The organism is Bacillus mesophilum, from assembly GCF_008923265.1.
Lineage (GTDB): Bacteria > Bacillota > Bacilli > Bacillales > Cytobacillaceae > Cytobacillus > Cytobacillus mesophilum.
In genome coordinates this window covers 16,441-29,352 of record NZ_WBOT01000007.1, presented here as the reverse complement: position 1 = coordinate 29,352, position 12,912 = coordinate 16,441, and the positions used below count along the sequence as shown (strand labels likewise).

The following is a 12,912-nucleotide window of genomic DNA, read 5'->3' as shown; positions in this document are numbered from 1 at the left end:
AAACTTACATTTACGAATTTAATACGATTTTCCTACCCACCTCTTCCTTACCACAAATAAGAAGACATTAAACCTAAAGGAGTTTACTATGAGAAAAAAAGTTATTGTGATTGGTGCAGGAATTGCTGGGTTGGCCAGTGCCATTAGGCTTCAGCATGCAGGTTATAACGTGGAAGTTATTGAAAAAGGGAAACTGCCAGGTGGGAAAATGAACAGAATTGAAAAGGACGGCTATTCATTTGATTTAGGTCCTACACTAGTCATGATGCCAGAATTGTACAGAGAAGTGTTCGAACTCACTGGAAAAGATCCTGATGATTATATTCCGATGCAAAGGCTAGACCCTATGTATACGGTATTCTTTGGCAATGACAAAGAGGATCGTTATGAAATCTCATCTGACCTGACGCATTTAATGAAAACATTGGAAACAATCAGTGATCGTGACGCGCAGGGTTTCTTAACATATATTCAAAAGATTTATGAGCGTTTTATTGTTGCAAAGGAACACTTCCTTCAGCGTCCATTTCGTAATGGCAGCGATTTTTATAACCCATTTATGCTTCGGCAGGCGATGAAGTTAAGAACGTTAAGCAGTGCTGACAAATTTATTGGCAAGTATGTCAAAAATGAAAGATTAAAGCATATGCTCAGTTTTCAAACTTTATATATAGGTGTTTCACCCTATAATGGCCCATCATTGTATTCCATCATACCGATGATTGAACTTCTTTATGGTGTTTGGTTTTTAAAAGGAGGAATGCATACAATGGCAAAGGCTCTTGAAAAATTGCTTGTCGAAATAGGCGGAAAGATCACCTATCAAACGGAAGTCGAAGAAATACTGATTGAAAATGGAACGGCAAGGGGAGTCAAACTTAACGATCAAATCATCCACAGTGATTTTGTCATGTGTAATGCTGACTTTCCCCATGCAATGAAGAACCTGGTGAAGGATCAGAAGGCAAAAGGCAAGAAATACACAGATGAAAAGATTGATAGAATGAAATATTCCTGCTCTTGCTTCCTCATGTATCTGGGAATGGATAAGAAGTACGATCAGGTTGATACGATTCACAATTTCTTTTTCAGTGAACATCTAAAGGATAATATTGATCAAATCTTCTCAGGACACCGCATCGAACATCCTTCTTTTTATGTGTATATGGGTTCAAAGATCGAGCCTTCGATGGCCCCTGAAGGCAAGGAGGGTTTGTATGTTCTTGTGCCTGTATCTGATTTATCAACAGGTGATGAGAAATGGGATGAGGAAACGATTCGCTATTATCGCACAAAGGTGCTGGATACGCTAAAGACCATCGATGGATTCGAAAATATTGAGAATGAAATAGTTTCCGAAAGCTATATGACGCCAGTGGACTTTAAAGAAAAACTGAATGCCTATAATGGAGCCTGCTTTGGGTTAAGGCCGAACTTAATGCAAAGCAATCATTTACGCCCGCAGAGCAAGGCGAAAAATTGTGAGAACCTCTACTTTACTGGAAGCAGCACCCATCCAGGTGCCGGAGTGCCGATTGTATTGCTCTCTGCCAAAATTGCAGCAGATGAGCTGATGCTTGATGATGGAACACTCGGCAGTGCTTTAACTGAAGGAGGTGCCTGAAGTGATTAGCCAAATGAAGGTACAGATCGATCAAGATTACCGTTATTGCGAGAACATTATCAGGCAATACTCGAATAGCTTTTACTATACCTTTAAACAGCTGCCGGAAGAAAAGGCGAGAGCGGTCTTTGCTATATATGCGTTTTGCAGGAGTGCAGATGATATTTTAGATCAAGCGCTTTTGACTAAGGAAGAAAAAGTACAGCAGCTGCAGCAGCTTGAGGATGATCTTCGCTCCTTTGAACACTTCGAGGAAAAAAGCACGCCATTATGGCGGGCACTACGTGATGTGTTTAATCGTTATCCCATGAAAGTAGAACCTTTTTATCATCAAATTCAAGGTCAGAAGATGGATATCCATTTTAACGCCATGAACACCATAGATGATGTCGAGATGTATAGTTATCTTGTTGCAGGATCTGTAGGATTAATGCTTCTTCCTATCCTGACAGATGAGGTAAAGCCAGAAGCAGAGAAAGCGGCTGTTCAATTAGGCATTGCCATGCAGATGACAAACATTTTACGAGATATCGGCGAAGATTTCGATATGCTCGAGCGTGTCTATCTGCCAGTAAGTGAAATGAACCGCTTCAACTATTCAATGAAAGACTTAGAGAAGCATAATATTAATGATTCATTTATTCACCTATGGGAAAGATTAGCAAGGAGAGCGGAGGAGCAATATGACTTCTTTGAAGACCATATTTCACTTTTCGCAGCAGATAGCCGCTTCCAGGTTTTAATGGCAGCTCGTGTTTACCGGCAATATTTATCCATTATTCGTCATAAGAACTATGATTGCTTCACTGAAAAGAATTCAATTAAACGGGCAGATGTTGAACGAATTGCGACTTTAACTATGCTCGAGTTTGAAAGCAAGCGGGAACGGAGCGGGTCTAGATGATGAAAAAAAAGGTGATTGTCATAGGAGGCGGATTAGGTGGCTTATCCGCAGCAATTTCTCTTGCACAAAGTAATTACGATGTAACACTTCTTGAGCAAAACATGCATATTGGCGGAAAGCTGAACCGTTTGGAGATGGAAGGATTCGGTTTTGACTTGGGGCCCAGTATATTAACCATGCCGCATATTTTTGAAAAGCTTTTTATCAGCAGCGGCAAGGATATGAAGGATTATATTCATATTGAAAAAGTTGAACATGAATGGAGAAGTTTTTTTCCGGATGGTGAAATCCTCGATTTATACGGTGATTTAAATACGATGGCAGCCGAGAATCAATTTCTAACGGAGAAAGATATCCGTGAATATAAAAGATTTTTAGAATATGCCAAGGGTTTATACGAAATCACGGAAGAAGGGTATTTTAAAGATGGATTGGATACAACACTCGAGGTAATAAAAAAGCATGGACTATTTAAGTCTATGAAAGGGTTTGATATGTTTTCAACCATGTCAGAAGCAATTGACCGTTATATCACCAATAACAATTTAAAAACCATGCTGTCTTATTTTATTAAATATGTCGGTTCTTCGCCGTATGATGCACCTGCAATTCTAAATATGATGATTTATATGCAGCATGCTCAGGGAGTCTGGTATGTGCCAGGCGGCATGCACCGTATCGCAGATGGCATGGTGAAGCTGGCAAAGGAAATAGGAGTCGATATTCAGCTTGGCAAGAAGGTCGCACAGCTCATAAAGAATTCCAACTCAATTGAAGGCTTGCTTCTTGAAGATGGAACCAAGTATGAGGCGGATTATTATATCTCCAATATGGAAGTAATTCCAGCATATGAAAAGCTATTAGGTGAGTCAAAAAGCTATATTAATAAATTAGAAGAAAAGTTTGAGCCCTCCAGTTCAGGACTTGTTCTCCATTTAGGAGTAAAAGGGCATTATCCGCAGCTGGCACATCATAATTTCTTCTTTTCCAGTAATTTAAAAGAACAAATGAATAAGATTTTTCATCAAAAGAAATTGCCAGATGATCCAACGATCTATTTGGTCAATGTGAACAAAACAGATCCAGCCCAGACATTGCCAGATCATGAAAACTTGAAAGTGCTTCCCCATATTCCTTATATTCAGGATCAGCCTTTTACTGAGAGTGATTATAGGGATCTCCGCGAGAAGGTATTAATAAAGCTGGAGCATATGGGGTTGACGGATTTACGGAAGAATATTGTCGTTGAAGATATGTGGACACCGCATGATATTCACAGGATGTATGGATCTCATAGAGGTTCAATTTATGGTACGGTCTCTGATAAAAAGAAGAATAAAGGCTTCAAGCATCCTAAGAAAAGCCAGTTATACGAAAATCTTTATTTTGTAGGGGGAACCGTCAATCCAGGCGGTGGAATGCCGATGGTTACGTTAAGCGGGCAACAAGTCAGAGATAAAATCTTACAGGCTGATACCAGCTCGTTCTAAAGGGGTGTAAGGATGCTGATTGTTCTTATGTATATTAGCGCCATTCTTACGGTCATTGGTCTTTTAGCAGGAGCACTAATGTTATGGCGTATTCCTGCTATTCCTCCTGGTCATAAAGAAAAGCAAATACCAGCGGTTTCAATAATTATTCCTGCCAGAAATGAAGAGGTGCGGATACCGCCGCTGCTGGAAAGCATCACTAGGCAAGAAGGAGTCCGCTATGAGCTGATTGTGATTGATGATGAATCGACAGATGATACAGCAAGGATTGCGAGAGAGTATGGTGCTTTCGTTTTTAACAGTTCAGAAATAGAGGGAAGCTGGAAAGGAAAATCAGCTGCCTGCTGGTATGGTGCACAGAAAGCTGCTCATCCTCTTCTCTTATTTTTGGACGCTGATACGCAATTCGTTCATGCCGATAGTTTAAGAGATTTAGTGCATGAATATGTAATCAAAGGGAGCAGAGGCATTTTATCCCTGCAGCCTTATCATGTTTTGAAAAAAGGATATGAGCAATTATCTGCTGTCTTTAATATGATTGTTTTTGCTGGAATGAATACGTTCACCCCTTTTCAAGCGAAGCTGAAAAGTGCCGGTTCGTTTGGTCCGTGCATTTTAACGAATAGGGAAGATTATTTTTCTGCCGGAGGACACAAGGAAGTTGGAGAAGCTGTAATGGATGATCTTGTACTAGGTGAGCTATATATGTCATCTGGTTATCCAGTAAGATGTGTAAGCGGAAAAGGAACAATCCTATTTAGAATGTATCCAGAAGGAATGCGAACGTTGGTTGACGGATGGTCAAAAAGCTTTGCAACAGCATCTAAATCCACACATCCATTCGTTACCACGCTCATCAGCATTTGGATTGCAGGTGCTTTTGTGTCAGCGGCATTATGGGCTGCATCACTGCTGCTTTTATCATCGGCATGGGTTATGATCTCAAGCTTGCTGTATGTTTTGTATACTATGCTCTTATACTGGCATGCCAGAAGGATCGGATCCTTTCACTGGCTGGCGATCCTATGCTATCCACTACTATTTATCTTCTTTACATGTATTTATATTCGTTCCTTTTATCTAACGAATATAAAGCGTACTGTGGAATGGCGGGGAAGAAAAATTCGAGTGTAGGTGATAGACATGCCGATTGTAGAGTTACCTTTATTGTGGCTTTTGGTGATCAATATTCTTGCATGGCCGTTTATCCATATTATTCTTTCGTTATGGACCGTCACCATTCCGATTGAAAAATTTATGAAGAATAAAGGTTTATATAAGATTCGAAACTGGGAACGGTCTGGCGAATTTTGGGATCGCTATTTTCATGTGAAAAGGTGGAAGGATCGCATACCAGATGGTACAAAGATTATTGGACGGGGGTTTGAAAAATCAGCCATAATGGGCAAGTCGAAAAATCACCTTCGTTTATATGTTTATGAATCGCGGCGGGCAGAGTTTAATCACTGGCTTTCTATGCTTCCAGCTCTTTTGTTCTTTTTATGGAATCCTTTATGGGCAGGAATGCTTATGATTGCATATGCATTGTTTTTTAATATACCGATCATTATCGTACAGCGATTTAACCGTGCGAGATTAGAAAAAATCTTAAAATTATAGCAGAGCCGATGGCAGAATCCATCGGCTTTTTACTATGCTTTTCGCCCCCTAACAAACTGAAATTTTCTAAAAATAGTAAAAAAGGGGTTGCATACTGTTATTACTTTTCATATACTGTGTATATAGATATAAACAGTATAACAGTTAAAGCAAGGAGGTTTTTCTATTGGCAGAAATCAAGCAAGCTTGGTGGCTCGCAAAATTTGAAGTGAAAGAAATAGCAAAAAGGCTTTGGCTTATCTTACCTTTTGCACTTGTATTTGGCTTTTTTTTCACGGTAGCAATTGAGGAAGAGATCAGCTTTTTGTATGACATATTCTTTATTATTTGTTTTTGGTGTATGACCTACTGGATGAGACCAAAAGAAATCCAGTTTCAGAAAGTGGATGAAGGTGTCTATGCATCGCCTTACTTCTTAATGCTTAATCAGCTTGCGGTAAAAAGAGAAGCATTAATTGTCAGTCGATTTTTGATTTATTTCATTTTTGCAATCCCGTTTAATATCATTGTCCTGACCATTATGCTTGTGTTTTCAGACTTTTATAGAACTGAATTGCAAGGAGTTTCCTCAGCAGCATTTTTCGTCATATGGCTGAGTTTTGGGATTATAGGAGGAGCACTGTTTCCTGCGAGTGATGTTGGAGATACTACAACAAAAAACAAATGGTTTTATGCAATCTATACGATCTTATTCTTTGGTATTCTGCTTGGCGCTATTTTGGGAGTACATTTCTGGGCTGGAAAAGGCGTTGTGCTATTAAGTATAGAAGCGGCGCAAAAGTGGCCTGCGATTGCTATTATCAGCAGTGTAATCCTTTCCGTCATATCGATTGTATATGGTAAAAAATATGCTGAAAAGCAAATCAGAAGAATGAATTACTTAAAATAATGAATGTAAATGGAAGGAGGCGAAGGAGTGCAATTACCAATTCGTCTTTCAAAAGATTCCAAAACACCGATTTATCATCAAATTGAAGAGCAGGTGAAAGCGTTAATCGCCGGCGGGCAGCTGCCTGCAGGAACACCGCTTCCCTCTATTCGAGCTTTGTCAAAAGATCTTGAAATCAGTGTAATTACTACAAGAAGAGCCTATTTAAATCTGGAGCATGGAGGCTTTATTCAAACATCACAAGGAAAAGGGACATTTGTAGCAGATGTTTCTGCGTCCATTAAAGAGGAGGTTAAGGTTTCTGCCGTGTATAAAGCAATTGAGAATAGTGTTGAAACAGCGCTTCGTCATGATTATACATTAGAACAAATTGAGGAAGTATTTAAGGAAGTCATAGCGGCTTTGAAAGAGAAAGGAGTGAATTAGGCATGAATGACGTTAAGGTGAAATCTGCATCGAAAAGAATAGAAGATTTTCAGCTTGGACCCATTGATCTGCAATTTGAGACAGGAACCATTACCGTTATTGCTGGAGACAATGGAGCAGGCAAAAGTACGCTGTTAAAAATGCTGATGAACTTAGCACCAGCTGACAGCGGCACGATTGAAATGGACGGGCAGGCTGTCAGCTTTGAAAATGAAGAGTGGAAACAGCTTGTCGCATATCAGCCGCAGACAGTAATAGGCTGGGATCTTTTTCGGGGAAGAGAGCTTGTTTCTTTAATGGCAGGTCTTTACCCAAGCTGGGATCAGCACTTTTTTGACAAAATCGCAAAGTCTCTGAAACTTCCGCTGGATAAAAAGTTTGCAAAGCTTTCGCAAGGGGTGCAGCAAAAGCTTTGTCTTGCAATAGCTTTAGCACGCGATACAAAATTTATTATTTTGGATGAACCGACAGCGCATATTGATATTCCTGCGAAAAGAACTTTACTCAACTTCTTTATTGAATGGATGGACCGAGGAGACAAAGTCATGATTATTTCCAGTCATCAGACAGAGGATATCCGCAAGCTTGCGGATTATATAGCAGTCATGAAAAATGGCCAGATTATCGGTCATTATGTAAAGGATGAATTAGACGGTTCATATGTACGCTACTGGCTTGAGGAGCCACTATCAAGCTATCTTCCGGGTGAAGTGAATCGTGAGAATGATAGAGTCATATGTGTCAGCGAACCGGAAAAAGCTGAGCAATATATGACTGCGAAGGGAATCAATTGGCTGCAATCAGAACCACTGGATATTGAGGAAATCATTTCGTATATACTTTCAGAGGAGGCGGAATAAAGTGACTGCAGAAACATTAAGAGTCGAAGGTGTAGGGAAATCGTTTAAAGACAAACGAATTATTAAAGACATTTCATTTGAAGTTAGAAAAGGAGAAATCCTTGCTATTCTCGGACCGAACGGTGCAGGTAAATCTACAACCATTCGAAGTATTGTAGGTATTATGTATCCTGATGAAGGCTCTGTTACTTACCAGGGAATGAAAACTGGAGAGATTCCTAAAAATAAAATTGGCTATTTGCCGGAAGAACGCGGTTTATATAAGAAAGTGTCAATTATGGATATCATTCTTTATTTTGCAGAATTAAAGGATTATCCAAAAAAGAAGGCTAGAGAGAGAGCTCTATATTATTTAAAAAAGCTAGGTTTGGAAGGAAAAGAGAAAAGCACGATTGAGGAATTTTCAAAAGGGATGGGTCAAAAAGTTCAATTTATTGCTTCGATTATCCATGAACCAGAGCTGCTGATCCTTGATGAACCGTTCTCTGGTCTTGACCCGGTCAGCCAAGATGTGATGAAAAACGAAATTAAAGAACTGGCTAAAGCCGGTACGGCCATATTGCTGTCTGCACACCAGATGAATGTAGTTGAAGAGTTATGTGATCGCCTTTTCATGATTCACCGCGGTGAAAAAGTAGTGTATGGAAAACTTGATGAAGTTAAGGCGCAATTCGGCAGCTATAAGTGCACATTAAGAGGTCAGAATACGATCGCTAGTCTGGAAAAGCTGCCGCAGGTGAACAGAGTAGAACAAAACGGCGAAACATCTGCTCTTTATTTGCAGCAGGATATCAATCCGGCTAAGTGGCTGCGTCAATTGCCTGAAACGATAAACATTCAGGAGCTTTCCATCAGCCGTACTTCCCTTCATGAAATCTTTATTGATATTGCAACGGATAAAAACTTACTGGAAAGGAATGATCAGCATGCGTAACAGTATGAAAGTGGCTAAGTGGGAATTTAAAAAGAATGTTAAAAATAAATCCTTTATCATTTCTTTGCTGATTACTCCGCTTATGTTTATCATATTCTACTCCCTTCCCAATCTATTAGATTCATTTGAATCTGAACCAGAGGCTCCAACTGTTTATATCCAGGATGATTTGCAGATTTGGGAGAGTGTAGGTGCACTTGTTGAGACACAAGGCATTGAATGGGACACTGAGATTACCTCGGAGAACCCGGAAACCATTTTAGATGAAGTTCAAAATCATGAAAATACAGCCTATATTGTGTTTGATGAACAAGCTTTAGAAGAAGGTTTACTGACCGTTTACACGAACGAAAGCATGGAAGGCGAATTCAGCCAGGAAGTAAATATTCTGCTTCAGCCGCTCCAGCAGTTCAGGATTAGTCAGTTAGAATTATCTGATGAAGAAGCCGCTTATATTGCAAGAGATATATCGATCAATCAAACTGAAATGAGCCAAAATACAGATGAGGGAACAGATCCTCTAACGCGATTAGTGCCAGGAATATTTGGCGGTGTCATCCTGTTTTCGATCGTCATGACAGGAATGATGGTTTTCCAGAGTGCTTCACAGGAAAAAAAGGAAAAAGTAGCAGAAATTATCCTTTCTTCTCTAAAGCCGACAGAGCTTATGCAAGGGAAAATCATTGGTTATTTCGCAGTTGGTATGTCACAGGTGCTTGTATGGGTGATTATTCTACTTCCATTCTTACTGTGGAAATCAGATTTCCCGATTGCTGAATATCTATTTGTTCCGGAGACATTGTTCTTCGTCTTTATCTCTATTCTGGGCTATCTGCTGTTTGCAGCAATTTTCGCAGGAATTGGCGCTACATTCGAAGATGTTGATACGACAAGTAATTTTCAAGGTTTTGTTTTTATGCTGCCATTTGTGCCACTGCTCTTTATCGGCCCTGTATTATCAGACCCAAGCGGAATCATTGCCCAAATCGGTACGTACTTCCCTCTTTCTTCACCGGGTGTATTGCTTATGAGACTATCTATGCTTGACAGCTGGCCATGGGTCGAGATCGGCATTTCACTTGCAATCCTGGTCGCAAGCATCTGGATTTGCATGAAGTTAGCAGGCAAGATCTTCTCCATCGGAATTCTGATTTATGGCAAAAATGCTTCATTAAAAGAAATGGTGAAATGGTTAAAATACTAGCTCGGCCAAAAATCCCCTTAGTCAGGGGGTTTTTTTGTGCGACTAGGAGGCCCCCGCCGCGCGGAAATGTGAGTACCATGGAGTGGAAAACACTTGCAAACATAAATGGGTTTCAGTAGTAAGAAATAGAGGAAAGAGATACAATAATAACAATTATGGAGATAGGCGGGTGGCTTAAGGTGATTGGATGTATGTGTATTCATGGATTTACAGGTGCTCCATTCGAGGTAGAACCGATTGCTGCTTACTTAAGAGAGCATACGGATTGGGAGATCGCTGTTCCTACCTTGCCTGGGCATGGAGAAAGCTTGGCGCTAAAAGGCATTGAATATAGTAAATGGATCCAGCATGCTGAAGATGAATTGGAAAGATTAAGTGCAAAATGCGACAAAGTGTATGTAATCGGTTTTTCTATGGGCGGTTTAATCGCCAGCTATCTGGCTGTAAATCATAAAGTGGACCGTCTGATTCTGCTTAGTGCAGCTGCTTATTATGTAAATCCCCGGCAGCTTTTGAAGGACGTTCGAGAAATGTTATCTGATGCTTTTCAAGGAAAACTGCTTAAAAATGAAATGTTTGTCCGCTACTCCAGGAAAATAAAGGCTACACCCATTACAGCTACACTTCAGTTCCGCCGTCTTGTTGGAGCTGTAAGGCCGATCTTAAAACAAGTGCATGTTCCTACCCTAATTGCTCAAGGTGAAAGTGATGGGGTTGTTCCTCCTAAAAGCGCTGAATTCCTATATCGCCATATAGGAACAGAAACGAAGAAATTAATTTACATTAAAGACTCAAAACACCTTATATGCCATTGCAGTGAGAATGAGAAATTATTTGAAGAAGTATTAGAGTTCTTAGAAAACAAGGGAGAAGACGTGAAAACGTCTTGAGTACCGCGACCATATCATTGCAATGAACCTTTATCGGTGATAAGATTAAAGTTATAGTTTTCACAGGACTTCTCAGAAACCCGGACATACTCCAGTATTAGGAGAATGTCTTTTTTCATGAATAACGGTCTAGGATGACAAACGTCTTCGTGTTATAAGTTAGGTAAAATGGACCGGTCAAAACCGGTTTCTAAACAATAACAAACTTGATAAAAGTGCTTTCTGCATAAATTTGAAAGGACCTTCGTTTTCTCATCCTTCCTCAAGCGGGTTTCAGTGATCGGCAGCATCCACATGGGAGCGGCTGGCTTATGAGTGTTAATCCTGCATGCATCACAGAAAATATTTTTCAATTGATAGAAGGAGAATGAATATAGTGACAAAGTTTCAAGATTTGGGCATAAGCCCAGCTACAATGAAGTCTTTAACAAGAATGGGATTTGAAGAGGCGACGCCAATTCAAGCGCAAACCATTCCACTTAGCCTGGAAAATAAAGATTTAATCGGTCAAGCCCAGACGGGAACCGGGAAAACAGCTGCATTTGGAATTCCAATGATTGATAAAATTGATTATGAAAAAAATGTAATCCAAGGAATTGTCATTGCTCCAACTCGTGAACTGGCGATTCAAGTATCTGAAGAGCTGTATAAGATTGGCTTTGGAAAACGCACAAGAGTTCTTTCTATATACGGCGGCCAGGATATCAACAGACAGATCCGCGCTTTAAAAAATAAGCCTCATATCATTGTAGGAACACCTGGACGTATTCTGGATCATATTAAGCGTAAAACACTTCGTTTAGACAACGTGCAAACTGCGATCCTTGATGAAGCGGATGAAATGCTGAATATGGGCTTTATTGACGATATTGAAGCGATCCTATCCAGCATTCCTGAAGAACGTCAAACACTTCTATTCTCAGCTACAATGCCAGAGCCGATCCGCAAAATGGCAGCCCGCTTCATGAAAGAACCGCAAATTGTTCGTGTAAAAGCAAAGGAAATGACAGTATCGCTTATCGATCAATATTACATTGAAGTACAAGAGAAGAATAAATTTGATGTGCTGACACGACTGCTTGATATCCAGTCACCTGAGCTTGCGATTGTTTTTGGGCGGACAAAGCGCCGGGTTGATGAGCTTGCAGAGGCTTTGACGCTAAGAGGCTATATGGCTGAAGGAATTCACGGTGACTTAAGCCAGGCAAAACGCATTTCGGTTTTACGCAAGTTTAAGGAAGGTTCTATTGACGTTTTAGTTGCTACAGACGTAGCTGCACGCGGCTTGGATATTTCAGGAGTAACACATGTTTACAATTTTGATATTCCTCAAGATCCAGAAAGCTATGTTCACCGCATTGGCCGAACAGGGCGTGCCGGCAAAGAAGGTGTGGCAATGACGTTCATCAACCCGCGTGAAAAATCCTATTTGCAAGTGGTTGAGCGTACAACAAAGCGTAAAATGGAACGCATGGAAGCTCCAACACTTGATGAAGCATTAGAAGGCCAGCAAAAGGCTGTCGTTGAAAAAGTGGCGCAAACAATTGAAGAAAATAATCTTTCTTATTACAAGCAAACAGCAGAAGAATTACTGGCAAATCAGGATGCTGCTGCAGTTGTTCAAGCAATGCTTAAGATGCTGACGAAGGAACCGGACACAACACCTGTTAAATTAACAGAAGAAAAGCCGCTGCCAATGAAGCGCGACAGAAAGCCTTATGATCGCAGCAAAAGTTATAATGGCGGACAAAGAAACCGTTCAAATGGACAATATAAACCTCGTCAGGGGCATGCAGGCAAAAGATCTAATTATAATAACAGTAATAATAAATCAAATTCAAATTCAAATTCAAATACGTATCGTTAAAGAGGAGGGCCTTTTGGCTCTCTCTTTTTTTAGGGTTTAAAAAGTACAGCGATGTTCACATGCTTAGGATAAGAGATAGCTGCATTAAGTGATCATTCTGCCTTTTATGCGTATAATAAAATTCAATAAGAGAAATTCCACTTAAAGGAATACAACGAACTTATATGTCATGTATACTAAATGTATCAATGTTTAGACTTTCAG

Annotated in this window: 12 protein-coding genes; all 12 read left to right on the top strand. The window is 40.1% G+C overall.

Features of this window, described 5'->3' with window-relative positions; all coding sequences use genetic code 11:
- Window positions 1–88 precede the first annotated feature (88 nt).
- The 12 genes from F7732_RS18185 to cshA all read left to right on the top strand — a co-directional run bounded on the left by F7732_RS18185 (window position 89) and on the right by cshA (window position 12,708).
- On the top strand, window positions 89–1,624 hold the full coding sequence (locus F7732_RS18185) for a phytoene desaturase family protein (RefSeq protein ID WP_151575509.1): 1,536 nt from the start codon (window positions 89–91) through the stop codon (window positions 1,622–1,624).
- 1 nt (window position 1,625) lies between these two features.
- The gene (locus tag F7732_RS18180) at window positions 1,626–2,528 is read left to right on the top strand and encodes a phytoene/squalene synthase family protein (RefSeq protein WP_240056681.1); all 903 of its coding nucleotides are present in this window, start codon (window positions 1,626–1,628) and stop codon (window positions 2,526–2,528) included.
- The gene (locus F7732_RS18175; RefSeq protein WP_192913054.1) at window positions 2,525–4,018 is read left to right on the top strand and encodes a phytoene desaturase family protein; all 1,494 of its coding nucleotides are present in this window, start codon (window positions 2,525–2,527) and stop codon (window positions 4,016–4,018) included. The genes F7732_RS18180 and F7732_RS18175 overlap by 4 nt, the downstream gene beginning before the upstream one ends.
- A 12-nt stretch (window positions 4,019–4,030) precedes the next feature.
- Window positions 4,031–5,152: a glycosyltransferase family 2 protein gene (locus F7732_RS18170; protein ID WP_151575508.1), complete on the top strand. Its 1,122-nt coding sequence runs from the start codon at window positions 4,031–4,033 to the stop codon at window positions 5,150–5,152.
- Between the two features lie 9 nt (window positions 5,153–5,161).
- Window positions 5,162–5,638, top strand: a complete 477-nt coding sequence (locus tag F7732_RS18165; protein ID WP_151575507.1) for a glycosyl-4,4'-diaponeurosporenoate acyltransferase CrtO family protein — start codon at window positions 5,162–5,164, stop codon at window positions 5,636–5,638.
- Window positions 5,639–5,804: 166 nt separating this feature from the next.
- On the top strand, window positions 5,805–6,527 hold the full coding sequence (locus F7732_RS18160; protein WP_151575506.1) for a hypothetical protein: 723 nt from the start codon (window positions 5,805–5,807) through the stop codon (window positions 6,525–6,527).
- Between the two features lie 27 nt (window positions 6,528–6,554).
- On the top strand, window positions 6,555–6,953 hold the full coding sequence (locus tag F7732_RS18155) for a GntR family transcriptional regulator (RefSeq protein ID WP_151575505.1): 399 nt from the start codon (window positions 6,555–6,557) through the stop codon (window positions 6,951–6,953).
- Window positions 6,954–6,955: 2 nt separating this feature from the next.
- Complete coding sequence (locus tag F7732_RS18150) at window positions 6,956–7,813, top strand: ABC transporter ATP-binding protein (RefSeq protein ID WP_151575504.1); 858 nt, start codon at window positions 6,956–6,958, stop codon at window positions 7,811–7,813.
- Between the two features lies 1 nt (window position 7,814).
- Complete coding sequence (locus F7732_RS18145) at window positions 7,815–8,747, top strand: ABC transporter ATP-binding protein (protein WP_066450677.1); 933 nt, start codon at window positions 7,815–7,817, stop codon at window positions 8,745–8,747.
- On the top strand, window positions 8,740–9,951 hold the full coding sequence (locus tag F7732_RS18140; protein WP_151575503.1) for an ABC transporter permease: 1,212 nt from the start codon (window positions 8,740–8,742) through the stop codon (window positions 9,949–9,951). The genes F7732_RS18145 and F7732_RS18140 overlap by 8 nt, the downstream gene beginning before the upstream one ends.
- 179 nt (window positions 9,952–10,130) lie before the next feature.
- Window positions 10,131–10,841 carry an alpha/beta hydrolase gene (locus F7732_RS18135; RefSeq protein ID WP_151575502.1) on the top strand — a complete coding sequence of 237 codons (711 nt, stop codon included), beginning with the start codon at window positions 10,131–10,133 and terminating at the stop codon, window positions 10,839–10,841.
- A 376-nt stretch (window positions 10,842–11,217) separates the two neighbouring features.
- Window positions 11,218–12,708, top strand: coding sequence for a degradosome RNA helicase CshA (cshA, locus tag F7732_RS18130; RefSeq protein WP_151575501.1), 1,491 nt, complete (start codon window positions 11,218–11,220; stop codon window positions 12,706–12,708).
- The last annotated feature ends 204 nt before the right edge of the window (window positions 12,709–12,912 follow it).

Bases quoted from the DNA above. Each gene is read 5' to 3' on its own strand.
- F7732_RS18185 (WP_151575509.1), top strand. From the start codon at position 89: ATGAGAAAAAAAGTTATTGTGATTGGTGCAGGAATTGCTGGGTTGGCC.
- F7732_RS18175 (WP_192913054.1), top strand. From the start codon at position 2,525: ATGATGAAAAAAAAGGTGATTGTCATAGGAGGCGGATTAGGTGGCTTA.
- F7732_RS18170 (WP_151575508.1), top strand. From the start codon at position 4,031: ATGCTGATTGTTCTTATGTATATTAGCGCCATTCTTACGGTCATTGGT.
- F7732_RS18165 (WP_151575507.1), top strand. From the start codon at position 5,162: ATGCCGATTGTAGAGTTACCTTTATTGTGGCTTTTGGTGATCAATATT.
- F7732_RS18150 (WP_151575504.1), top strand. From the start codon at position 6,956: ATGAATGACGTTAAGGTGAAATCTGCATCGAAAAGAATAGAAGATTTT.
- F7732_RS18140 (WP_151575503.1), top strand. From the start codon at position 8,740: ATGCGTAACAGTATGAAAGTGGCTAAGTGGGAATTTAAAAAGAATGTT.